This window comes from Nitrospirota bacterium, from assembly GCA_035516965.1.
Taxonomy (GTDB): domain Bacteria; phylum Nitrospirota; class UBA9217; order UBA9217; family UBA9217; genus MHEA01.
In genome coordinates, this window is the sequence record DATIZR010000061.1 from 22,788 (window position 1) to 45,708 (window position 22,921).

A 22,921-nucleotide genomic window follows, 5' to 3' on the forward strand; every position below is an offset into this window, starting at 1 on the left:
TGATTGGACACTCGGGTTAGAGCGCCGGACAGGGGGTTAAGGTTTGGCTTCTCGCCTCGAACTTGTTCGGTGGCATATATCCGAGAGAGGCGTGAAGCCGTTTCCGATTATACACATCTTCGATGAAGTAGGGAATCCTTCTGAGAACGTCATCCAGGGTCTGGTACTCCCAGAGGTAGACCTCCTCGGTCTTGAGGGTTTTCATGAAGCTTTCGGCAAAGGCATTGTCGTACGGGTTGCCCTTCCGGGACATGCTGATCTGGAGCTTGGAGTTCCTGAGTTCGTTGATGTAATCATGAGCCGCGTACTGCACGCCCCGGTCCGAGTGATGAATCACCCCCGGCGGCGGATTTCTGTTTTGGACGGCCATACGAAGCGCTTGGAGGCTCAGCGCCGTGTCGATCTGGCGCGAAATGGCATAGCCGATGACTTTCCGTGAGTACAGGTCCAGAATGACCGCCAGATAGACGAAGGCGGTGGCGATCCGGATGTACGTGATGTCGGCAGCCCAGACCTGGTTGACCGTGGTTACGTTCAGTGCTTTGATCAGGTTCGGATAGACGGGATACAGATGATTGCTGTCCGTGGTTTTGACAAACCGGCGGCGCTTTTTCACCAAAAGGCCTTTTTCCCGCATGATCCGGTGCACTTTCTTATGGTTGACGGGGATACCGTCATCATGGAGCTGTCGGGTGACTTTCCGATATCCGTACTTCGGAAACTCCTCGGTGATCTCCTCGATCCGTTTTTCCAGGTCCTGATCCGCAGGAGAAAGCTCCTGGGTCCTGGGCTGGTAATAGAAGCTGCTCCGAGGGAGGCTCATGAGTTCGCACCCCCTCGTGACGGTTTCGACAAGGTCTCGGTGGTCGGCAAGGAACTGCCTTTTTTCCGGGACTGCTCGAAGCTCCGATGCAGCGCTTTTTTTAAGAACTCATTCTCGAGGTGAGATTTCCCGAGCGCCTGCTCCAGTTCCTTGATCCGCTCTTCCAGGGCAGCTTCCCGGGCAGCATCCGCCTCGAAGCTGTTCTTCACATATTGCTTCTTCCAGTAGTACAGAAGCCCGGAGGAAATGCTGTGTCTCCGGCAGAGCAGGGCTGCGGTGCTGACCCCGCTCAGGTATTCTTCAACAACTTGACGCTTGAACTCGGAACTGAACGACCTCTGTTTCTTCATGACAAGATCCTTTCTGCCCGTTCCAGGCCATGGATCCTGTCCGGTACTCTACCATATTTGTCCAAACGGTGGGGGTCAGTTCAGACAATTGCTGTCCGCGACCATTCACGCATCGAAAATTCAAGGGCAAAGTATATTATCCACGTTAATCCAGATAAGAATAGCGACGTAGCATTTTTCTTATCCCAAGTTGTCTTCTTATTATATTTGATTACTGAAATAATTATCAGAATTATTGCTACTACTACAACTACCTTTGGAAAAGCAATAAACAGGTTGATGCCTGCGAAACCAGCAAGAGTGCTCAAAATAACAATCGATTTTATTTCTCTTATCGTTTTCTTTGTTCGAATTTTGTCTAGATAAGCGAGTAGCTGTCTTCCAATGCTCCACACAGGAAATACTGAGACGACTATCGCGATAAACAATAATGTTTCCATACGCGTGCTACTCCCGTCTATGTGTCACTATTCTTAGCTCTTAGTGGATGATCAATACAATAAATGAGGCCTGCATTGATAAATGCGAAAAAGAGAAGAAAGATAAATTTGATTATGATGGGTACTGAATCTTGAACTCTAAAATAATCTAGAAGACCTGTTAATATAAAACTCCAAGGTGCAGTGAGAACAACAAGATATAGTCCTGCAAAAGCTGACTTTGTCAGATTGATAACCCCAAAAATTAATGCCGCGGAAACCATCAATAGATAAATAGTCGCAATGATCAGGCCGACCTTGCTTTTAGCATGCGACATAAATACCCTCCCCTTTAATGAGTCGGCTCAATCGCAAATGAGCTAACTATTTATTGAGCAGACCCCCTACGGTTACGCGCATATCTACAGGGTCTACTCAACACCACAAAATGAGTGCATAGTTAGGCAGCTTTGCTTGCACGTATTCTGTCTGTGCAATCTGCCCGATTGTATTCTTGATTCGAGGCATTGTCAATGAAACCGATGAGTATTTGTAGGGTATGGCAACAGATATAGAGTGAAGTGTTTGTCGTTAAGAAAAACGGCAACTCAAAGAGTCCAGGAAGAAGTCCTTGTTCGAAAACGATATCAAATGCATGAAACAAGCAGTAGGTATAATAACTATCAGAGGCGCCCTCCCTGGAAGGATTCGCCGGAATGACTGGAAGACTTGCCGGATTGAGAGGAAGGTATCCGTCGGAATGGATGGCAGGATTCACCGGAATCTGCAAGCATACCCGGAAGACGACAACGGATTGCGGCAATCCGCCATGCAGCCCGCGGCGATCACCACTGCATCTTCCGGATGACCGCCTTCAGGATGTCAGCCCTCGTCACGATCCCGATGAGCTCATTCGCGCTGTTGACCACGGTCAACCGCCGGATCCGCTTCTCGTCCATGATCCGGACGGCATCGGCTACGCTGGCCTCGGGCCTGATGGTCAGCGCCGGCGCGGTCATGATGTCGCCCACGTGGTCCCCCACCCTGCGTTCGTGCAGCGGTTCGCCCAGCATGTACTTCAACAGGTCCTTGAAGGTGTGATCCCTGCCGACGCCCACCATCGAGAGAATGTCGGCCTGGGTGATGATCCCGATGACCTTGTTTTCCTTGTCCACGACGGGAAGGCCGCTGATATTTTTATCAGCCAGGATGTTCGCCACATGGACGACGCTTTCATATTTTGAGATCGAGATCACCTGGGGCGTCATCACGTCCCTGACCAGCATTTCGAGCCCGATTCTCGACGGCATCCGTCCGGTGTCCTCACTGCTCTTGGCGCTCGTCATAGGTTCCTCTCCCTGCCGTTGCCGAATTTGAATGCACATGCAATAGAAGCGGCCCTTACTATAGCATAAAACAACCCATGCATCCAACACTTTTGCCTCGAACAGCAGCGCCCCGCTGGACACATCTAAGCCGCAGACAGACGGCCGGTGTTGCGGTATAATGATTCCATGGCGCACGCACCGCGTACAATCCTGATGATGTCTCTCCTGTCGCTTACTCCGGGCCTGATGCTCGCAGCCTGCACCGGCGTGCCCCCCGCCAATCTCGGGGTGAAGGACGGGAAGCTCGCGTCCTGCCCTCCGACCCCCAACTGCGTATCCAGCCAGAGCTCCGACCAGGAGCATGCCGTGGAACCGCTGCGATTCACGGGACCGCGGCCCCAGGCAGTTGCCGTCATGAAAAACCTGATCCTTCACATGAAACGGACGCGCATCACGGAAGAGCGGGATTCGTACCTGCGCACCGAGTTCACGAGCGCCGTATTCCGCTTTGTGGACGATGTGGAGTTCTTCTTCGATGATGATTCCAAGACCATCCAGGTCCGATCGGCATCCCGTCTCGGCCATTCCGATTTCGGCGTGAACCGGAGCAGGATCGAGGACATCAGGAAACTCTGGAATGCTTCCGCGAGCCCTTGAGGTGAACATGAAGTCCGGACCGCCTGCCACAGCCGTTTCCGTGATCATTCCCGTTCTGCACGAGGCAGCATGCATCAACGAGGCGATCGCACGATGCCGGGAACTGGACGGAGGCAATAACGCGGAGATCGTCGTCGTGGACGGATCCCCGGACTGCGAAACGATCAGCGCCGTCAGTGGCCCCGGTGTCGTCACCGCATGCTCCCCGGCGGGCCGGGGCCGCCAGATGAACCGGGGAGCAGAGCTCGCCTCGGGAGCGGTCCTGCTCTTCCTGCATGTTGACACGGCTCTCCCTTTGGATGCGCTCGCCCGGGTTCGTGACCTGTTGGAAGACGCTACAATCGTCGCCGGCGCCTTCCGCCTCGGCATTGCCAGCGGCCGGAAGATCTACCGGGTGACAGAGCGCTACGTCGGCCTCCGCACGCGTTTGACGAGAATCCCCTTCGGGGACCAGGCCATCTTCATCCGGCGCGGTTATTTCGAGGCGATCGGCGGGTATCGCAACATACCGCTCATGGAAGACGTCGAGTTGATGACCCGCATACGAAAGCGGGGCGACCGGATCGGCATCGTCCGGGAAAAGGTCATGACCTCGCCGCGCAGGTGGGAGCGGGAAGGCATTTTTTCCTGCACATTCAGGAACTGGGCGCTGCAGCTGTCGTACTCCCTCGGGGTCTCCCCCGAGCGCCTTGCCCGATGGTATCGCTCTTCGTGAGGAATCGATGAAGAGGAGTGTTGCCGCCCCCTTGCTGCTTTTCATAACCGCGTTGTTCCTGACGGTCCCCTCCCCGGCCGCACAGCAGAAGCGCGTCCTCTTCCGGGAGGACTTCGACAACCTCGACAACTGGAAGGATTTTTTCTTCCCCAAGATACAGCGTCATTCGACCTATACGATCGAGCGGCACGACGGGAGCCATGTACTCAGGGCCGAGAGCAAGGCCTCGGCGTCGGCCATCGTGTACAACCGTTCCTTCAACGTCTATGAATACCCGCGGGGTCGGTGGAAGTGGAAAGTGGCGAACCTGTACCGCAGGGGCGACGCGCGGACGCGTGAAGGCGATGACTATCCCATCCGCATCTATATCATGTTCGAGTATGACCCGGCCCGTGCCGGGATCCTGGAACGCATGCAACACGGACTTGCCAGGACGCTCTACGGCGAGTACCCGCCGCACAGCAGTCTCAGCTATGCCTGGGCCAGCAAGCGGGAGCCTTCGTTCATCATGACCAGCCCTTATACCGGCCGGGCCAAGATGGTGCTCCTGGAGCAGGGCCCCGCCAAGGTCGGCACCTGGCAGGAGGAAGCGGTCAACTTCCTGGATGACTACCGCAGGGCCTTTGGCGCAGACCCTCCGCCGGAGGCGCGGATCGCGATCATGAACGATTCGGACAATACCGGCGAAGCGTCTGTTTCCTGGCTCGAATACCTCGAGGTCTTCAGTGACTGAGGCCTGGCCGCGTCCTGCATGTTGCAATCGCCGCTCAGGTGTGGGATACTGGCACTACCAAGTTCGAGCGTGGCTGCGTGATCAGTGTCAGCCTATGAATGACCGTCAGATCGTTCTCCTGTTCATCAAGGCCCCGATGCAGGGCCGGGTCAAGTCGCGGCTCGCCGACACAATCGGAGAGGAGGCGGCACTCGACCTGTACAGGAGATTCATCCTCGATACGATCGATATGCTCGAGAGGACCGGTTGCGAGTTCCGGATCTTCTGCCACCCTCCGGAAGCAGTTGCGGACGTCTCTCACTGGCTCCGTGCAGGTAGTCCCGTGATGCCGCAGGAAGGCGATGATCTGGGGGCAAGAATGGAGAACGCCTTTCGCCGTGTGTTTTCGGAAGGGTGGTCGCGCGCGGTGCTTCTCGGCAGCGATATCCCCGACCTTCCGGAGAGCGTCATCCCCGAGGCGTTCACGCTGATCATGAAGCACAAGGTGGTCCTGGGCCCGGCCGCGGACGGCGGGTATTATCTGATCGGGTTCGACCGGGAAGCATTTCTGCCTGCGCCGTTCAACGGCATGTCCTGGAGCACCCCGGACGTGTTGATACGGACCAGAGACGTGCTGCAGGCAGCCGGCCTCCGGGTCCCGCTGCTCAGGGAATGGCGCGATGTCGACTCCTTCGACGACCTGCGGGCGCTCGCCGCGCGGAGCGGCCATTCCCCGTTCCGTTCATCGCGGACCATGACGTACCTCGCACAGAACAGGAGCCTCCTTGCTCGTGGCCGGTCGCACTAAAAAAATCATCCTGCTGGCCGTCCTGGTCGCCGCGGTCTTTGCGGTCCGCGCCTGGCTGCCGGAAGGCGACCTTACCCTCGAGACGCTGAAACGGGAGAGGGATGTTCTGCTCGCGGCCGTTCAGGACCGCTACCTGCTTTCCGTTGCCGCCTATATCTCCCTCTACATCCTTGTCGCGGCCCTGTCCATACCGGGTGCGGCGATCATGACCCTGGCCGGAGGCTACCTGTTCGGAGTGCTGCCCGCGACGCTCTATGTCGCCTTCGGCGCAACGACCGGCGCAACGCTGGCATTTCTCGTTTCCCGCTACCTCCTGGGGTCCTGGCTGCAGACGAGATACGGCGGTCAGCTGAAGAGGTTCAACGAAGAGATCGCGAGGAACGGCGCCCGCTACATGCTGACCCTGCGTCTGATCCCGGTCTTTCCCTTCTTCCTGATCAACGCGCTGTCAGGATTCACGAACATCCCGCTCAGGACGTTCGTCTGGACGACGGCACTCGGCATGGTTCCGGCAAGCGTCGTCTTTGCCTATGCGGGCAGGCAGTTCGGTTCCATCAACTCCGTCTCGGAGATACTGTCCCCCGGCGTCCTGGCAGCTTTTGCGGCCCTTGCCCTCTTTGCCCTCCTGCCGGCCGTGCTCGAGCGGCGGAAGGCCGGAAAGAACGCATCGTCGCACCGGCCTTGAAGTCACTTTCCTCGGGAGGTTTTCCATGGACAGGAAAACGAAAACAGCTGAGATCCTGAAGCGGCTCAAAAAAGAGTACACCGGAAAGCCGTCGACCATGCTCCGGTTCACCACGCCTCTCGAACTGCTGGTCGCGACGATCCTGTCGGCGCAGACCACCGACGTTCTAGTGAACAAGGTGACCCTTCCGCTGTTCCAAAAATACCGGACCGCAGGCGACTACGCGAAGACCCCTCCCGGAGAGATCGCTCTGGACATCAGGTCGGTCAACTTCTACAACACCAAGGCGAAGAACATTCACCGGATGGCGAACCTCCTTCAGGAAAAATTCGGCGGCATGGTGCCGCGGACCATGGAGGAGCTCGTTACGCTGCCCGGGGTCGCGCGGAAAACCGCCAACATCGTGCTCTCGGCGGCATTCGGCATCCGGGAAGGCATCGCGGTCGACACCCACGTAACGCGCCTTGCGAACCGTCTCGGCCTCACGAAGCAGCAGGACCCCGTCAAGATCGAGCAGGACCTCATGGCCGTGACGCCGAAAAAGGACTGGGGCAACCTGGCCTACCTGCTTATCTTCCATGGCAGGGCCGTGTGCCGGGCAAAAAAGCCGGACCATGGTGCATGCGTCCTGTTCGACATCTGTCCGTCGCGGAACATCCCCTGATCTCCCGCGGAGAGCACGGGATGAAGGCAGGGCACATCCCGACGGAAGACGGCCGGATGCCCAGCCATGGTCCGCGGTGCGCCGGTTGTTTTCGATGCGAATTCCGTTTGATTCCCGCGGGTCCCGGGGCTTTTGGCTGGGCCGCATTTCCTCCCTGGTCCGCCGTCTGACCAAAAAATGTCTTGACTATCCTTCGCGACTCTGTATAATTTCTACCCTTAAGCGCAGAAAATCCCCCTGTTCGCCGGACCCCGCATGCATGGAAGCATCGATCCCGCGTTATCCTGGATAGGACTCAGCAGCATTCCGGGCGTCGGACGCGCCACCTTCAGGAAGCTCGTTGCGCATTTCGGATCACCGGAGCGCGCGCTCAATGCGAACCGCGACGAGCTCTCGGGCGTCGACGGCCTGCCGGACAGGGTGATCGCTGCCATTACGACCACCTCCTGGCGCGCATTCGCCGAGCGGGAGCTGGAACTGGCACGGAGCTCGGAAACGCAGATCGTGACCGCGGACAGCGATTCGTACCCGGCGGGCCTGAAAAATACGGCCGATGCCCCCCTTTTTCTGTACGTGCGGGGCAACCTGCAGGCGGACGACGGGATCGCGATCGTAGGCACGCGCAGGCCCACGCACTACGGGGTGCGCGTTGCTCGCGGCCTTGCATCGGAGCTCGCATCGGCCGGCCTCACCGTGGTAAGCGGGCTGGCACGCGGCATTGATACCCAGGCGCACCGCGGAGCGCTGGACGCACGGGGAAGAACGATCGCGGTCCTCGGGTGCGGCATCGATGTTGTCTATCCCGCGGAGAACAGGGACCTCCTGCATGAGATCATCGGGAGCGGGGCGGTCGTTACCGAGAACCCCTTCGGGACGAAGCCGGAGGCGGGCTACTTCCCGGCGCGGAACCGGATCATCAGCGGCCTGGCGCGGGGAACGGTCATCATTGAAGCGGCTGAGGACAGCGGGTCGCTGATCACCGCTGAGTACACGCGCCAGCAGGGGCGCAAACTCTTTGCCGTCCCGGGGAATATCGGGTCGCCGAGCAGCAGGGGCGCGAACAGCCTGATCAAACAGGGCGCCCTGCTGGTCGAGGGCGCCGGCGACATCCTGCAGGAACTGGGGATCAGGCGAACCAACGGACCGCGGCAGCGGCCAATGCGGCCCGGCGCGGAGCTCGACCGGGAAGAATCGGCTGCCTACGACTGCATAACCGGCGAGCCGAAGCACATAGACGTGATCATGAATGAAAGCCGCCTGAGCGCCTCACGGCTGAGCGGCACGCTGATAACCCTCGAGCTCAAGGGCCTTGTGAAACAGCTGCCGGGGAAGTATTATGTGAGGGAAGCCTCATAGCATGTTCAGGCGGCAATGCTCGCTCGATTCTGTCACTTGAACTCTTTTCCGGAGGATCGGTTGGACGAACTGATGATGAACCTGTTCTCGCTCATCGCGGACCAGGTACGGGACAAACAGGAACTGTTCGACGATGAAGGCAAGATCATGCAGACGCTCCTGAACGGCGGGTACGACCTGCACGACGCGGACGCGGCTCTGACGCTTATGCAGACGCTGGTACAGAAGCAGGCAGAGAACTTTTTCTCGCCCGATCAGGCTGGCTGTCCTGCGGGCATCCGGACCATGAACAGCGAGGAGCGGCGCCGGTTGACGCCGGAAGCGTTCGCCTTCGCGGTGAAGCTCACCCATCTCGGCATTCTCACGGAAAACCAGCGGGAGGAGATCCTTGAGCGCGCCATGGGCTTGTCACGGGGGCGGGCCGAGCTTGACGAGGTCAAGGCCCTCACCGCATTCCTGCTCTTCGCCGGCCTCCATGACCACGAGGACGATGACCCTTCGGGTCACCATGCAATCAGGCGTACGGCCTGGAACTAACGCTCCCGCCTCTGCGGGAAAAGGTTGTCAATCTCATGAAATCGCTTGTCATAGTGGAGTCGCCCGCCAAGGCGAAGACGATCACCAAGTACCTGGGCAAGGACTACACGGTCAAGGCGTCCGTGGGCCACATCATGGACCTGCCGAAGAGCAAGCTCGGCGTCGACATTGAAAAGGACTTCCAGCCCCAGTACATCCAGATCAAGGGCAAGGGACCGGTGGTCAAGGAACTCAAGTCCGCGGCAAAGAAGGCCGACCGGATCCTGATCGCGACCGACCCGGACCGCGAGGGAGAAGCCATCGCCGCCCACGTTGCCGTGGTCGTCTCCACGACGGCCAAGACCGAGGAAATCTACCGCGTCCTGTTCAACGAGATCACCAAGAAGGCCATCCTGGCGGCGATCGAGAAGCCAGGCAAGATCGACCCGAACAAAGTGGACGCCCAGCAGGCCCGTCGCGTGCTCGACCGCCTCGTCGGCTACCAGATCAGCCCGATCCTGTGGAAAAAGGTGCGCCGCGGGCTTTCGGCCGGCCGCGTGCAGTCCGTGGCCCTGCGCATCATCTGCGAACGGGAAGAAGAGATCAAGGCCTTTGTGCCCGAGGAGTTCTGGTCCCTGACCGCCCTTCTCGAGGGCAGGGTGCCCCCGCAGTTCGAGGCCAAGCTGCTCAAGAAGGATGAGGAGAAGCTCAGGGTCAAGAGCAACGAGGAAGTTCAGAAGATCCTTGCGGACCTCAAAGGCAAACCCTACGCGGTCTCTAAGGTGGAGAAAAAGGAGCGGCGGCGCAACCCCGTCGCGCCTTTCACCACAAGCAAGCTGCAGCAGGAAGGCGGCAGGAAGCTCGGTTTTACCTCCAAACGGACCATGGGCATCGCCCAATCGCTCTACGAAGGCGTGGACCTCGGCAAGGAAGGCACTGTCGGCCTCATCACCTATATGAGGACTGACTCGACCCGCGTGGGCAAGGAGGCCCAGGACGAGGCACGGGAGCTGATCGCCGCCAAGTTCGGCAAGGACTACCTGCCGGAGAAGGCGCCGGTCTATGCCAGCGCAAAGAGCGCCCAGGAGGCCCATGAGGCCATCCGTCCCACGTCGGTCATGTGGGAGCCCGATGCGATCAAGCAATACCTCGAGCCGGACCAGTACAAGCTCTACAAGCTCATCTGGAACCGCTTCGTCGCAAGCCAGATGAATCCGGCGGTCATCGACCAGACCTCGGTCGACATCAAGGCCGGCGAGTACACCTTCCGCGCCACGGGATCGGTGGTCAAGTTCCCCGGCTTCATGGCAGTCTATATGGAAGAAAAGGCCGAGGACCAGGCCCCGTCCGAGGACGAGGGAGAGGCCGTTCTTCCGCCGCTGGCCGAGGGCGACGTGCTGACGCTGGTCAAGCTCGCCCCCAAGCAGCATTTCACCCAGCCGCCGCCGCGGTTCTCCGAAGCGCTGCTCGTCAAAACGCTCGAAGAAAAAGGCATCGGCAGACCGAGCACCTACGCGGCCATCATCTCCACGATCCAGGACCGCGACTACGTCCAGAAGATCGAGAACAAGTTCCGCCCCACCGAACTCGGCGTGCTCGTGAACACCCTCCTCGTGAACCACTTTCCCGTGATCATGGACGTGGCGTTCACCGCAAAGATGGAAGAGGAGCTCGACAAGATCGAGGAAGGACAGATGCCCTGGGTCGACGCGGTCAGGGACTTCTACAAGCCCTTCAATGAAAGCCTGGAAAAGGCCCAGGCCGAGATGAAAGACTTCAAGGCGGAACTCACGCCCACGGACATCACCTGCGAAAAATGCGGCAAGCCCATGGTGATCAAATGGGGCCGGAACGGGCAGTTCCTCGCCTGCAGCGGCTACCCGGACTGCAAGAACACGAAGCCCTTCATCCGCAAGGAGAACGGCGAGGTCGAGGCGGCGCCCGAAGAAACGACCGATGAGCTCTGCCCCAAGTGCGGCTCGCCCATGGTGGTCAAGCGCGGGCGGTTCGGCAAGTTCCTCGCCTGCTCCCGCTATCCCGACTGCAGCCATACCCAGGGCATGTCCACGGGCGTAGCCTGCCCCGAGGACGGCGGCAAGATCGTGGAGCGGCGCTCCCGGTTCGGCAAGATGTTCTACTCCTGCGCCAACTATCCTGCCTGCAAGTACGCCATCTGGTACAAGCCCGTGCTGCGTGCGTGCCCCCAGTGCGCCGCTCCTTTCCTCGTCGAGAAGTATTCCAAGAAGACCGGGCCCTTCATCGCCTGTTTGAATAAGGAATGCGGGTACAAGGAAGAACCGCAACCCGCGGGACAGACGGCGGAGAGCGGAGCGCAGAATACCGAAAAAGGATAGAGGTGCTCCCCGTCACTCGTTTCTCGCTCCTCATCCCCTGCCAGTAGCCCCCTCTTGCAAAATCCCACCCCATACGCTAAAGTAATCCATGCGCAGGGAAGTATTCGAGTTCCTTCGGTATCTCAAGCAGGAAAAGAACGTGTCGGAGCATACCGGGCGGAGCTACCGGGCAGACCTCGAACAATTCTTCGAATTCCTCGGAGACCGGCCGCTCGCCGATACGGACCATCAACTGCTGCGACGGTTCATCGCCCACCTGCTCGATGGGAAGATGCAGAAATCATCGATCGCCCGGAAACTGTCGGCGCTGCGCTCGTTCTTCCGGTATCTGAACCGGGAAGGCGTCATGACGGTGAACCCGGCCAGGCTCACCTCGACGCCGAGGCGCGAGAAGCGCCTTCCCCCGGTCATCACCGTGGATGACGCCGAACGCCTGATGAACGCGCCGGGCGGACCCGGGTCCTCCGGAGAGGAAGGGTCCGTGCTCAGGGACCGGGCAATCCTGGAGACCCTTTACTCCGCCGGAGTCCGCGCCGCCGAGCTGGTTGGCATGAACAGCGAAGACATCGACCGGCATGACAGGACCGTGCGAGTCCGCGGCAAGGGCCGGAAGGAGCGTATCGTGCCGATCGGGCAAAAGGCGCTGGATGCTATCGATCGCTATCAACGCTCGCGGAAGCCCACCACGGACGGCAGGGCGGTGTTCACCGGTCCGGGGGGAAATCGCTTGACAGTGCGTACCGTTCAGCGTATTTTAGAAAAATATCGCAAGCAACTGGGCCTGCTGCAGAAAGCGAGCCCCCACACGCTGAGACACAGCTTCGCAACCCATCTGCTCGAGTCCGGAGCGGACCTGCGGGCGATCCAGGAGCTCCTGGGCCACGCAAGTCTCTCGACGACCCAGCGGTACACGCACCTGAACCTTACCTCGCTCATGGACGTGTACGACCGGGCGCATCCGAAGGCGAGAAAAAAGTAGCCAGGTAATGCAGCGGACCGATGGAGGAGCGACCAGGGGAATGCAAAGCGCATATGCGTTCTGCGGTCCGGCGTCCGGTCCTTTCGGGAGGCATCATGAGTGAAATAGCACCCATGCACGGGACAACCATCCTGGCAGTACGGAGGAACGGCAAGACGGCCATCGGAGGCGACGGACAGGTCACAGTCGGCTCGACGGTGATGAAGCGGAACGCGGTAAAAGTACGGAAGATGTACAACAACAAGGTCCTTGCCGGGTTCGCAGGCGCAACCGCCGATGCCTTCACGCTGTTCGAGAAGTTCGAGGAAAAGCTCGATCAGTTTCACGGCAACCTCACGCGCGCTGCGGTGGAACTGGCCAAGGACTGGCGGACCGACAAGGTCCTGCGCAGGCTCGAGGCGCTCATGATCGTGGCTGACCGGGAACGGTCGTTCATCCTTTCCGGCAACGGCGATGTGATCGAGCCCGAGAACGGCGTAACGGCCATCGGGTCCGGCGGCCCCTATGCCCTCGCAGCCGCCCGCGCGCTCATGGACCATACGGGACTGGACGCCAGGGCGGTCGTGGAGCATTCCATGAAGATCGCCGGCGACATCTGCATCTATACCAACCGTGAGATCACGATAGAAGAATTGTAACGCGGAACACGGAAGACAGGGTATTGGAGTCAGACGCAAACCTGATGAGCGGGGCTTTTGCCGGTCCTCTCGCCTCTGTCTTCTGTTTTCTGATTTTTTTGGAGGTTCGTTTGAAGGACACCCTCACCCCCCGCCAGATCGTCGAAGAGCTCGACAAGTACGTGATCGGACAGCATAAGGCAAAGCGGGCAGTTGCCATTGCGCTCCGGAACCGCTGGAGGCGCCAGCGGCTTTCGGAGGACCTGCGCGACGAGGTCATGCCGAAAAACATCATCATGATCGGTCCTACGGGCGTGGGAAAGACCGAGATCGCCCGGCGACTGGCCAGGCTTGTCCAGGCGCCCTTTCTGAAGATCGAAGCGTCCAAGTTCACCGAGGTGGGCTATGTCGGCCGCGATGTGGACTCCATCGTCCGCGACATTACCGAGATCGGCATCAACATGGTCAAGAACGAGATGGCGGAGCAGGTCCAGGAGAAGGCCGCCGCCCTGGCCGAAGAGCGCCTGCTCGATCTGCTCCTCCCGCCGGTCAGGACGGCGCCCGGCTTCGACCAGCCCAGCGCCGAGCAGCAGGAGCAGCACCGGAGCACCCGGGAGAAGCTCAGGCAGCAGTTGCGGGAGGGCAAGCTGGACGACCGGATGGTCGAACTCGAGCAGAAGGAAAAGGTCATGCCCTTCGGCATCATCTCGAACGTGGGCATGGAAGAGATCGAGATGAACCTGAAGGAGATGCTGGGCGGGCTGCTGCCCGAGAAGACCAAGCGGCGGAAGGTCAAGGTTCCCGAAGCCCTGCGTCTCCTCGTCCAGGAGGAGGCGGCCAAACTGATCGACATGGACAAGGTCATCCGGGAAGCGGTGCAGCGCGTGGAGCAGTCCGGCATCGTGTTCCTCGACGAGATCGACAAGATCGCCGGCCGCGAAAGCCACGGCCCCGATGTCTCCCGCGAAGGCGTTCAGCGCGACCTGCTTCCGATCGTGGAGGGTTCGACGGTCACGACCAAATACGGTCCGGTCAGGACCGACCACGTCCTGTTCATCGCCGCCGGCGCCTTCCACGTGTCCAAGCCCTCCGACCTGATCCCCGAGCTGCAGGGCAGGTTCCCGATCCGCGTTGAGCTCGATTCGCTCGGGAAGGACGATTTTATCCGCATCCTGACCGAGCCGCAGAACGCCCTGATCAAGCAGCAGGTTGCCCTGCTCGCGACGGAGACCGTCACGATCTCCTTTTCATCGGATGCCATCGAGGAGATCGCCGGCATCGCCACCCAGGTGAACGAGCGCACGGAAAACATCGGGGCGCGCAGGCTCCATACCATCCTGGAACGGCTGCTCGACGAGATATCCTTCGATGCGCCCGAGAAAAAGGGCTCAAAAGTCGCCATCAACGCCGCGTACGTCCGCGAGCGGCTGGCCGAGATCATGAAGAGCGAGGACCTGAGCCGGTACATTCTGTAACTCGGGGAACCACAGGTGAACACGGGTTAACACCTAGTCGGCCTGATCTCATCTGTGTTCATCTGTGGTTAAATTTATTTCTTGAGGTTTTCATGCAGAAGCTGATCGAAAAAGCGAAGACCCTGATCGAGGCGATGCCCTATATCCAGACCTTTCGGGGCAAAACGTTCGTGATCAAGTACGGCGGCAACGCCATGATCGACGAAGCCCTGAAGCAGGGGTTCGCCCAGGACGTTGTGCTCCTGCGGTACATCGGGATCAATCCCGTGATCGTGCACGGAGGCGGTCCCCAGATCGGCAAGACCATGGAGCGGATGGGAAAGAAGCCCGCTTTCGTCGCAGGCCAGCGGGTAACGGATGAAGAAACCATGGACATCGTTGAGATGGTTCTGGGCGGCAAGGTAAACAAGGAGATCGTGAGCCTGATCAACCGGGCGGGCGGCAAGGCTGTGGGCCTTACCGGCAAGGATGGTGGCCTGCTCCAGGCCCGCAAGCTCAAGATGACAAAGAAATCTGAGGATACCGGGGAAACGGAGATCATCGACATCGGCCTCGTCGGCGAGGTCACCGAGGTGCGTCCCGGCGCCTTGACCGCGCTCGAGAGCGGCGAGTTCATTCCGGTGATCGCTCCGGTCGGTGTCGGGGAACAGGGAGAAACCTACAATATTAACGCCGACCTCGTGGCGGGCGCTGTTGCGGGTGCGCTGAATTCGGAGAAACTGATCCTGCTGACGGACCAGGCAGGCATCCTGGACAAGGACAAGAACCTGATTCCGACCTTGAACAAGAAGAAGGTCGAGGCGCTCGTCAATGCGGGGATCATCGGCGGAGGAATGCTTCCCAAGACGAAATCCTGCTTCGAGGCGCTCGAAGCGGGGTGTTCCAAGGTGCACATCATCGACGGCCGGATCCCCCACGCGCTGCTGCTCGAGATCTTCACGAAGGAAGGGGTCGGCACGGAAATTACTCTCTGAGCTCCGGTGCAAAGACGGCATGTCCTTTTCACTGCTGAAAAGTTGAGGAAACGGTTCCTCGTGCAGGATGCTCAATGTGTGCAACAAGAAGTCGTAATAAGAGGGACTGCGAGCCCTTTTTGTCCAGACGGGGCCCGAATTGTTCCCATAATGAACGTGCATCCTGAGTTTTGCCAAGGGAGAGATCACCCAGCATGCCAGCCGACAGTATATATGCTTCAAGTACCGGGTGAACTGCAGGCATTTCCTCCAGGAGTTTACGAGCGACTTGCGCCATCATGAGGGCATCGCGGCTATCCACGGCCTTGAGCAACATTATGAAGTCTTTCTGGGACGGAGATATCCGCGACCAACAGGAAGAAGATTCTGCCTTTTGCCAGAAGCGCGCCAATTGATTGGGCGATGAGTAGGGCAGGATGCACTGGGCCACAATATAGAACGTCCCATCCCACCATTCGTCAGGTGACACTTTCCCCGAACAACCCGAAAGCTCCAGCCGGACCTTATCCGCGTATTGTCGCAAATCATCGGCTGAACGCCCCACGGGAAGGTCCAATTTCCAGGGGCGGCCAGACAGTATATATCCGTACAACATGTCAGCGAGTTGGATTTTGGCCGATTTCTTAAAATTCCCATTGCTTACTTGCGCACTGTTCATGTTTACAGGCTCATGCCCGAGCATCTCCACGGCAGGCAGAAGCTGTAAATCCGGATTGCTTGTAAGGTCTTTTGCTGAGGTCCCCATAAAGAGCGCGCGGGTGGCATACAGATCCAGCAGAGGGTAGTAATCGGAATTCGCCGGCACATTATAACTATCGAATAAGGGCTGCAGGGCGCGTTTATTACCGAGTCTGCGGACGAGAACGTCCTGAAGACCATTGATTCCCACCCGGTTCAACTCGTTCGAAAGCCCCCGCGCGCTTAAAACCGCCGGATCAGGTTCGGGAACCGTGCCGGTCGGTCGCGCAATGACAATGATGTCGGAATCGTCCGTGACATAGACGACGTAGTCGGAAAACTGGGCAGCGAGCGCATCGAATACCGAGGCCACAAGGGGGGTATCGATCTCATACAGCTGCAGCCATTGGACAAGAAGGCCATCTTCGTTCAAATGGTCCTTTATCCTCTTATAGAACTCTTTCGAAAAAAGGCCCGCCACCCCGCTGACCCACGGATTCGAAGGCTCCGAAACAATGATGTCATATTTCCGGTTGTAAAGAGAAAAGTATGTCTTGGCATCTTCGATGTGGATATGGCTTCGGGGATCCGTGTAAGCCAGTTCCACGCGGGGACGAAAAAGCATGGCAGCCTGCACCATGGTCGGCTCGATCTCCACGGAATCCACGCGATCAAGCTGCGGAGTGCTTAACAGGACGGCAGTGGACATGCCGGAGCCCCAGCCGATGACTGCGGCAGTTTCTGCATGCGGATGCAACACCAGCGGCATAGCGCCAAGCATGATTTGGGTCGACTCGTCATCGTTCTCTGAGCTCCCCCTCCCCGTTAAACTGATGCTCGCATCAGATTTGCCATTCGTTTTGATGGAAAGGGAATTTTTATATTTTACGACCGATACCGTAGCCGTTTTACCGTCGCGATGAAATACAATCTCTGCTTCACCTGCGCCTGACAACTTACCGGTTCTGTAAACACCGGAGGACATTTTATGAACGTCAAATTGAACGGCCGTCATGGCGACCAGCAGAACCACCATACCCGCTGCCGTCGCTATTGCCGGAATACGCGCTGTGGGGAACGCCCACCAGGCCAGCGCCAGACCCAGCGCAAGGTCTATGCCGGCGCCGATGCCGAGCATCCCCTTTAGCCCGAGCATCGGCATCGCAACATGAACGGCAAATAAGATACCGATAATACACCCGATAGTATTGAACGCGTAAACCGCGCCGATGCTTTTTTCGCCCTGTCCGTCCCGAAGCAGGATAGCGGTGATGAGCGGCAGGGTCATTCCCGCGCAGAACGTGGCCGGAAGCATGATGACAAGCGCTATGCCGTTGCTGGCAATATTAAAGAGAGCGTACCCTGCGGCGGTCTTTTCCAGAGAGCCGATGAGCCACGCCATGACCTCGAACGTGTGACCGTAGAAGGGCAAGGTCGCCAAAGCCAGCGCTCCCATGGCCATCTGCACGAAGGCAAGGAACCGGACAGGCTGCTGCAAGCCGTCGATGCGGCGCCGTATCCACAAGCCCCCTAATGCGAGCCCCGTAATGAAGGCGCACAACATGAGCTCGAACGCATGGGTAGAACTGCTCAAGACGAGGTTCAGCATGCGTATCCAGCCGATCTCATAAATGAATGACGATGCGCCGGTCAGCAGCGCTGCACCGAGAAGAACCCGATAGGTGATCGTCGAAGCGCCTCCCGTTCCGTGATTCGCTACGGCTCGCGCTTTTTCCACAAGGGGTCTGTGCTCGCGGACCGTCCGCCAGACGACCGCTGCAGCGGTGATATTGATAAGACCGGCCGCGGCGAGCGTTCCCGGCAAACCCCACCAGTCGATGAAAAGAAATCCGCCGGCAAGGACGCCCGCTGCGGCTCCGATGCTGTTCGTGAAGTAAAGCATGGCGACCGTTGCACCGGCATTCTGGGGAAACAGCCTGATGACGCCGGCAGTCATGAGCGGGAAGGTCATACCAAGAAGAATCGATTGGGGAAGGATAAACAGACTTGCCGTTGTCCATTGAAAGATCGTTACCGTTGCAGGCGAGCCAAGACCCGGTATCAATCTTGTATATGCCAAGTCGAGAAATTGAATCCAAAGCGGATGAAAGAGTACGGCACAAATGCCAATGACCGCTTCTACCAATGCATAGCCGAGCAACAGGTTACCCCATCGTTTTGAGTAATTCGCGCAGATCCAGGAGCCAAGCGCCATGCCGCCCATGAATACGGTGAGCACCAAGGTCTGGGCATAGGCCGCATGACCAAGAAAGAGTTTCAGGTAATTCGTCCAGATGGATTCATAGATAAGTCCGGCAAATCCGGAAGCAGTGAAAATAATAAAGAACAGACTTCGCCCGTTGCCCCGCATTTTGACTTCTCCTCTTGGCATGAGAGAGCTTAACATGACTGCAGTATTGATGACAAGTTCTTTAAGCAGACCGGAGAGATAATAAGGCTGATTCCCCCGACATGCCTTCCCTTTATCAGCCGAACAAACCGCCTGAACTGCCCCCTATGACCGGCGTGCCCGGCTCTGGGACTACTGCGGGGCTCCTGCCCGATTGCGGATCGAATTAGTTGAGCGGCAACGACGGTACTCGAAGGCATTGACAGAGGGAGGACAAAGCGTTATTATTTTTCATGGTCTGGACATCTGCAAACCACGTACCCATGAGAAATAAAACAGCACGCAGTCTCGTCCTTATAAACCTGGTTATCACGTTGTCGCTTCTGTCGCTTTGTTTGAGCGATCGCGTGCACGCTCAGGTCGCCGCTCCATCAGGCTACAGCCTCGTTGGTACGATACAAAGCCAGAATTTTATAGGTGCCGTCATTATAGTAACGAAAGGTGAACAGTCTTTATTCAGATTGTTCGACAAATTGCCGGATGGGTCGCAGATCATTAAAGTGCGGCCCGACAGCATCTCGCTGAAGGGGGAAGATGGAACAACCTTTAATATGTATATCGCTCACGAAATGAAGACCGTCGCGTCGGTCCCCTATTCGACGTCTGATCCGTTCGCGGGAAAAGTATGGAACCCCGCCGCGGAGCGACCGGTGAGTGCATATGAAAAACGACATCAAATACGACGCGGCACACAGAGTTCGGACGGTGAGTAAGGCATGTCGTTTTGGAGCCAGACGGCCACGGCCAGGGGCGGCAGAGATTGCGAACGGGTCACAACCTCTTTAGCTCTGACTACCCGGGTTTCTATTGCGATAAGCCGTGAACTTGCCATTTATCCCCTTCCGAGCCCCTTCGGTCCACCCTCATCCTTCGTTCGAACACCGAACATCTATTGCCTCTCAGCCGTCTTCACCGCCCATCCCCCGGTCAAGTGCGAAAGCGAGTAGGCACCGTGCGCCCCGCCGACAAGAAAAGGCCCGGACACGTTGTCCAGGCCTTTCAGAAGCATTGTTTGTCAATATCGGACTCAGCAGTGTTACGGTGCGAACCAGTCACGCGAGACATGACAAGCCGCGGCGCAGGTATGGTTTGTGTAATTTAACAGATCGTTGATGGTTGCCGACGCGGGCCCTTCCATGGTCAACGTATTCAATGTCACAAAATGGCTAAGGGTTAGTTTCGATGTCTCGTGGCACGAGAAACAGCTAATGTTCTCCGTATTTACGTGCAGGTCGTGTTTCCCGGACCAGAAACTGTTATATTCAGGCGTTCCGGCGGCAGTGCCGAAGAAGTGACACTGTGTACACTGGGTGGTCACATCGATAAAGCCCGTCATCCAATTGGGCGTCGTTTGGCCTCCGTGGCAGCTCACGTTTGAGCATGTGCCGTCCCCGTTGTTGTACGTTGCTGTCCCATTATGGGAGCTGTAAAGGCTCATTAAGGAAACATCCACGGTGCCGTTATCGTGCTTCGTTGTTCCCGACCCCGCCCCGTTGTGGCAGGTGTTGCAGCCGTCGGGCAAGATAACCGAGGGGGCGAAGTGGCCCGTTCTCATGTCATGTGCGCCGGTCGTGTTCGGGGAAGCGTTCCCGTTGGGTGGGTTCCCGTGGCATGAGGTACAGTCGGTAAGCGTGAAGGGAGACCCGTTCACGTGGCAGGACAGGCAGGACACGCCCGTAATGCCTCCGGACAGATCGCTTCCATGACATCCCATGCAGGAGTCCTCATTCGCCTTAGCCGCGGTCGCATGCCCCGAGGGAAGCCATCCCACAGGGTGTTGCCCGCTGTCAGCATCAAAGGGGGAACTCGCGTTCCCCTTCCCGCTGCATCCGGCCGTGATGAGGAGCCCCATGAACAGAAGCGGGATCGCGATTTTCATTTTCCTTATCGGTGACATGTTTTGCACCTCTCATTATTCTGGCGGCCATGACAGGGGAAGCAGGATGCCGGATTGATCCTTCCGTCAATCTTGTGCTGATTCAGATAGTCACCCCGGTGCGGCAATGCCAGCTCCGGAGAATCCTTGTACTTGTCGCTGGGTTTCAACTCTTCCTTGTGAGCGTGGCAGTCGGAACAAAACGATTCTTTATGACAAATGCCGCAGGCTTGGTTACTCTGCGCGGCATAGAACCTGTGCCGTGTGTAGAAATCGGAGGTATGATTGAGCGAAGCCCTCCAGTCGGTATGACAGTCGCTGCAGATCGGCATTCCCGAGACCTCCATGGGATGCTTCAGCGCCATGCTCTGGGTATGGGCGCAGGCAAAAAGAACCAGGGCAAGCACTGGCAGGAGCAATAGGAATGACATTTTCACGATTCTGTTTTTCACGCTAGACCCCCTTCCGTGCGCCGGTGCCGACGTCAAACCGGTAGATCGCCTTCAAAAATGTCCGGATATCCTTGTCGAAGTCCGGATTCTTTGCATACTCAACATCCGCCCCGATCTTCAGGTTCTCCAGCACGTCATAGCCCAGTCCAAGCGACGCGGAATAGGCATTGCTCACCCCGTTGATCGCAACCGTGTATTTCACGTCCAGCACGTCAACGGACACATCGAATTTATCGATCTTCTTGAACCCGTATGCCCGGTATTCCCAGTACTTCAGCCGGTCCGTGTCTCCGTCCATTTTGTGAGCGGAGAGGCCCGCTCCCTGGGATGTTTCGGAATACTTGAGGTTCGCCCCGTAGTATTTCGAGTCTCCCGCGATCGAATACGCATAGGTCTTGTAATCAGCCGTTATGCTGACTTTGTCGGTAAAATTGTACGCCACGTTCTCGCCCAGGATGCGGACCTTTTCATTCGGGTCCAGAACACCCGGCTGGAACGTGAACGCCGACATCGTCGTGCCGAAGAAATAATCCTTGTAGTTGATCCAGGAGGCCTCGGTGGTGAACCGCAATCCGGCGAAGGGACCGAGAACGAGATTATAGGTGTTCTCCATCCACTCCTTGGTGATCGCGTTGTAGTTTGACCGGCCGGAGAGATCCACCTTGTTGACCGGGTGGAGCCACAGATCGATTCCCTCTTCTTTCCGGTAATCTGCGCCGTTCCGCTCTTCCTTCAGATAGGAGGCGCCGATCGTATACAGTCCGGCAACCTGATGGGCCAGCCTCGCTCCGTAGATGCTGTTGTTGCCCGACGATCCGGCAGGCGTGTCAAGCGGGTTGCCGAGCTCCACCGGATTGCCGCCGAAGGCAGAAATCCCGAAATTGTACCTCAGGTCCGTTCTTGCGTAGATGCCGTCCACCCGCTCATGGGCTACTCCTTCGAACACCATGACACGGCCGAGATTGACCATCGTATTATCAGTTTTGCTTTTAAAACTCAAATAGGCATATTGAAGGTCATCGTTGGTCTTTTCGTTGAATTCCTCTCCCTTGAAGTCATAGCGGAGCCATCCGCCGGTATGAAAGCTGATCGTCTCATTGCCCAAATTCTGCACATCGAGATCGAGATATTCATAGCCCCCGATAATCTTCGTGCTGTCCGCCGTCTCCCGCGATTGGAGGTAGGTGCGGGAATCGCCCGACAGGTCGACCGCCTGGGAAACACCGGGCGTGCACAGCAACATCAGCGAGAGCAGAATCACGGCACATGCTGTTTGCAAAACCGGACGACCGCATTTCAACATCAGCAGCATAGTATGTCTCCTCAAGGTGTTTTCTCCCTTCCTCAGTGTGGTTCGATCAGGTTTTCTCTCGTGGCATCGACCCGATCCGAAAGACGGTCGTACTATAGCAAACAACAAAATAAAAATCAAGAAAAAGGAGAAGATGCTCCGGGCACGTCTTTCACGTCAATGCTATCCCGGGGAGAAGGACAAAAGGAGGTTCCACCCGTATCTGAATGAAGACGATAGTACGCTCGTATGATGAACTTGCCGCTGGTATTACTGAGCTACGGAAGCCGTCCAAACGGTCTTTCCGGTACTGTCTTTCGTCTTTCGCATATCATAGACAAGCGTTCGTTCCATCGGCGCAGAAATTTTATCTTTGCTCATATAAGCAGTGAATGTTACTTTAACTTTAACAGGCCACGCGCCGTCGCTCTTGCGGCTGCCTTTTTCCAGTATCTTTATGGGGGGTTGCAATGTAAGCCCGCTCAGTCCGCCCTTGAAGGCCGCACTCTCGTTAACAGCTTTGATCACATCCTCGTCCGAAGGACCGAACAGCCTGGAACAGCCTGAAAAATTGAACGCGGAGACGATAAGCAACAAGAACACGAAGTAGATTGCTACTTTATTTTTCATTTCATTCTCCCTGATAAAATCGGAAACATCTTTGACACAAGTCGCCACGCCGGGCCTTGACTGTCCATAGTCCGTTTCAAGCCTGTTAAAGCCCATAAGAAAGGGCGGACCTTGCGGTCCGCCCATAGAAGTTGTCACTGAAATTCAGGCTG

General features: G+C 57.6%; 21 protein-coding genes and 1 pseudogene. 13 read left to right on the forward strand and 9 right to left on the reverse strand.

The window, feature by feature from the left end:
- Positions 1-16 precede the first annotated feature (16 nt).
- The 5 genes and pseudogenes from VL197_09045 to VL197_09065 form a co-directional block, all read right to left on the reverse strand.
- Positions 17-868 (reverse strand): annotated as a pseudogene (locus VL197_09045) (IS3 family transposase).
- Positions 820-1,173: a transposase gene (locus VL197_09050; protein HUJ18127.1), complete on the reverse strand. Its 354-nt coding sequence runs from the start codon at positions 1,171-1,173 to the stop codon at positions 820-822. Before VL197_09050 ends, VL197_09045 begins: the two are co-directional and overlap by 49 nt.
- An 80-nt stretch (positions 1,174-1,253) precedes the next feature.
- Positions 1,254-1,613 (reverse strand): hypothetical protein, encoded by a 360-nt coding sequence (locus tag VL197_09055; protein HUJ18128.1) that lies wholly within the window; start codon positions 1,611-1,613, stop codon positions 1,254-1,256.
- A 17-nt stretch (positions 1,614-1,630) separates the two neighbouring features.
- On the reverse strand, positions 1,631-1,930 hold the full coding sequence (locus tag VL197_09060; protein ID HUJ18129.1) for a hypothetical protein: 300 nt from the start codon (positions 1,928-1,930) through the stop codon (positions 1,631-1,633).
- Positions 1,931-2,437: 507 nt separating this feature from the next.
- Positions 2,438-2,938 (reverse strand): CBS domain-containing protein, encoded by a 501-nt coding sequence (locus VL197_09065; protein ID HUJ18130.1) that lies wholly within the window; start codon positions 2,936-2,938, stop codon positions 2,438-2,440.
- A 168-nt stretch (positions 2,939-3,106) separates the two neighbouring features.
- Between VL197_09065 and VL197_09070 the strand changes: the two genes are divergently transcribed.
- The 13 genes from VL197_09070 to argB all read left to right on the forward strand — a co-directional run bounded on the left by VL197_09070 (position 3,107) and on the right by argB (position 15,432).
- Positions 3,107-3,577 (forward strand): DUF1499 domain-containing protein, encoded by a 471-nt coding sequence (locus tag VL197_09070; GenBank protein HUJ18131.1) that lies wholly within the window; start codon positions 3,107-3,109, stop codon positions 3,575-3,577.
- The gene (locus tag VL197_09075) at positions 3,558-4,292 is read left to right on the forward strand and encodes a TIGR04283 family arsenosugar biosynthesis glycosyltransferase (protein HUJ18132.1); all 735 of its coding nucleotides are present in this window, start codon (positions 3,558-3,560) and stop codon (positions 4,290-4,292) included. Before VL197_09070 ends, VL197_09075 begins: the two co-directional genes overlap by 20 nt.
- A gap of 7 nt (positions 4,293-4,299) precedes the next feature.
- Entirely contained in the window at positions 4,300-5,025 is a 726-nt protein-coding gene (locus tag VL197_09080; protein HUJ18133.1) for a DUF3047 domain-containing protein, read from the forward strand.
- Between the two features lie 94 nt (positions 5,026-5,119).
- A complete protein-coding gene (locus VL197_09085) occupies positions 5,120-5,812 on the forward strand; it encodes a TIGR04282 family arsenosugar biosynthesis glycosyltransferase (protein ID HUJ18134.1) in 693 nt (230 codons plus the stop codon).
- A complete protein-coding gene (locus tag VL197_09090) occupies positions 5,796-6,497 on the forward strand; it encodes a TVP38/TMEM64 family protein (protein ID HUJ18135.1) in 702 nt (233 codons plus the stop codon). The genes VL197_09085 and VL197_09090 overlap by 17 nt, the downstream gene beginning before the upstream one ends.
- A 25-nt stretch (positions 6,498-6,522) precedes the next feature.
- Positions 6,523-7,161, forward strand: coding sequence for an endonuclease III (nth, locus tag VL197_09095; GenBank protein HUJ18136.1), 639 nt, complete (start codon positions 6,523-6,525; stop codon positions 7,159-7,161).
- A 255-nt stretch (positions 7,162-7,416) separates the two neighbouring features.
- Positions 7,417-8,517: a DNA-processing protein DprA gene (gene dprA / locus VL197_09100; protein ID HUJ18137.1), complete on the forward strand. Its 1,101-nt coding sequence runs from the start codon at positions 7,417-7,419 to the stop codon at positions 8,515-8,517.
- Positions 8,518-8,577: 60 nt separating this feature from the next.
- Entirely contained in the window at positions 8,578-9,054 is a 477-nt protein-coding gene (locus VL197_09105) for a DUF494 family protein (protein HUJ18138.1), read from the forward strand.
- 35 nt (positions 9,055-9,089) lie between these two features.
- Positions 9,090-11,387: a type I DNA topoisomerase gene (gene topA / locus VL197_09110; GenBank protein HUJ18139.1), complete on the forward strand. Its 2,298-nt coding sequence runs from the start codon at positions 9,090-9,092 to the stop codon at positions 11,385-11,387.
- A gap of 88 nt (positions 11,388-11,475) precedes the next feature.
- Entirely contained in the window at positions 11,476-12,366 is an 891-nt protein-coding gene (gene xerC / locus VL197_09115) for a tyrosine recombinase XerC (protein ID HUJ18140.1), read from the forward strand.
- 95 nt (positions 12,367-12,461) lie between these two features.
- Positions 12,462-13,004, forward strand: coding sequence for an ATP-dependent protease subunit HslV (gene hslV / locus VL197_09120; GenBank protein HUJ18141.1), 543 nt, complete (start codon positions 12,462-12,464; stop codon positions 13,002-13,004).
- 110 nt (positions 13,005-13,114) lie between these two features.
- Complete coding sequence (gene hslU / locus VL197_09125; protein ID HUJ18142.1) at positions 13,115-14,458, forward strand: ATP-dependent protease ATPase subunit HslU; 1,344 nt, start codon at positions 13,115-13,117, stop codon at positions 14,456-14,458.
- Positions 14,459-14,550: 92 nt separating this feature from the next.
- A complete protein-coding gene (gene argB / locus VL197_09130; protein ID HUJ18143.1) occupies positions 14,551-15,432 on the forward strand; it encodes an acetylglutamate kinase in 882 nt (293 codons plus the stop codon).
- A 28-nt stretch (positions 15,433-15,460) separates the two neighbouring features.
- Here argB and VL197_09135 read toward each other — a convergent pair whose 3' ends face one another.
- The 4 genes from VL197_09135 to VL197_09150 all read right to left on the reverse strand — a co-directional run bounded on the left by VL197_09135 (position 15,461) and on the right by VL197_09150 (position 22,769).
- Complete coding sequence (locus tag VL197_09135; GenBank protein ID HUJ18144.1) at positions 15,461-18,481, reverse strand: fused MFS/spermidine synthase; 3,021 nt, start codon at positions 18,479-18,481, stop codon at positions 15,461-15,463.
- Between the two features lie 1,075 nt (positions 18,482-19,556).
- Positions 19,557-20,417: a CxxxxCH/CxxCH domain-containing protein gene (locus VL197_09140; GenBank protein ID HUJ18145.1), complete on the reverse strand. Its 861-nt coding sequence runs from the start codon at positions 20,415-20,417 to the stop codon at positions 19,557-19,559.
- A gap of 432 nt (positions 20,418-20,849) precedes the next feature.
- Positions 20,850-22,109 carry a hypothetical protein gene (locus VL197_09145; protein HUJ18146.1) on the reverse strand — a complete coding sequence of 420 codons (1,260 nt, stop codon included), beginning with the start codon at positions 22,107-22,109 and terminating at the stop codon, positions 20,850-20,852.
- 300 nt (positions 22,110-22,409) lie between these two features.
- The gene (locus tag VL197_09150; GenBank protein ID HUJ18147.1) at positions 22,410-22,769 is read right to left on the reverse strand and encodes a hypothetical protein; all 360 of its coding nucleotides are present in this window, start codon (positions 22,767-22,769) and stop codon (positions 22,410-22,412) included.
- Positions 22,770-22,921 lie beyond the last annotated feature (152 nt).

What these genes read in the sequence shown, in the direction of transcription:
- VL197_09070 (HUJ18131.1), top strand. Translation starts at nt 3,107, where the DNA reads ATGGCGCACGCACCGCGTACAATCCTGATGATGTCTCTCCTGTCGCTT.
- VL197_09050 (HUJ18127.1), bottom strand. Translation starts at nt 1,173, where the DNA reads ATGAAGAAACAGAGGTCGTTCAGTTCCGAGTTCAAGCGTCAAGTTGTT.
- VL197_09075 (HUJ18132.1), top strand. Translation starts at nt 3,558, where the DNA reads ATGCTTCCGCGAGCCCTTGAGGTGAACATGAAGTCCGGACCGCCTGCC.
- VL197_09065 (HUJ18130.1), bottom strand. Translation starts at nt 2,938, where the DNA reads ATGACGAGCGCCAAGAGCAGTGAGGACACCGGACGGATGCCGTCGAGA.
- xerC (HUJ18140.1), top strand. Translation starts at nt 11,476, where the DNA reads ATGCGCAGGGAAGTATTCGAGTTCCTTCGGTATCTCAAGCAGGAAAAG.
- argB (HUJ18143.1), top strand. Translation starts at nt 14,551, where the DNA reads ATGCAGAAGCTGATCGAAAAAGCGAAGACCCTGATCGAGGCGATGCCC.
- hslV (HUJ18141.1), top strand. Translation starts at nt 12,462, where the DNA reads ATGAGTGAAATAGCACCCATGCACGGGACAACCATCCTGGCAGTACGG.
- VL197_09135 (HUJ18144.1), bottom strand. Translation starts at nt 18,481, where the DNA reads ATGCGGGGCAACGGGCGAAGTCTGTTCTTTATTATTTTCACTGCTTCC.
- VL197_09085 (HUJ18134.1), top strand. Translation starts at nt 5,120, where the DNA reads ATGAATGACCGTCAGATCGTTCTCCTGTTCATCAAGGCCCCGATGCAG.
- VL197_09140 (HUJ18145.1), bottom strand. Translation starts at nt 20,417, where the DNA reads ATGTCACCGATAAGGAAAATGAAAATCGCGATCCCGCTTCTGTTCATG.
- VL197_09150 (HUJ18147.1), bottom strand. Translation starts at nt 22,769, where the DNA reads ATGAAAAATAAAGTAGCAATCTACTTCGTGTTCTTGTTGCTTATCGTC.
- VL197_09055 (HUJ18128.1), bottom strand. Translation starts at nt 1,613, where the DNA reads ATGGAAACATTATTGTTTATCGCGATAGTCGTCTCAGTATTTCCTGTG.
- VL197_09080 (HUJ18133.1), top strand. Translation starts at nt 4,300, where the DNA reads ATGAAGAGGAGTGTTGCCGCCCCCTTGCTGCTTTTCATAACCGCGTTG.
- dprA (HUJ18137.1), top strand. Translation starts at nt 7,417, where the DNA reads ATGCATGGAAGCATCGATCCCGCGTTATCCTGGATAGGACTCAGCAGC.
- VL197_09060 (HUJ18129.1), bottom strand. Translation starts at nt 1,930, where the DNA reads ATGTCGCATGCTAAAAGCAAGGTCGGCCTGATCATTGCGACTATTTAT.
- nth (HUJ18136.1), top strand. Translation starts at nt 6,523, where the DNA reads ATGGACAGGAAAACGAAAACAGCTGAGATCCTGAAGCGGCTCAAAAAA.
- topA (HUJ18139.1), top strand. Translation starts at nt 9,090, where the DNA reads ATGAAATCGCTTGTCATAGTGGAGTCGCCCGCCAAGGCGAAGACGATC.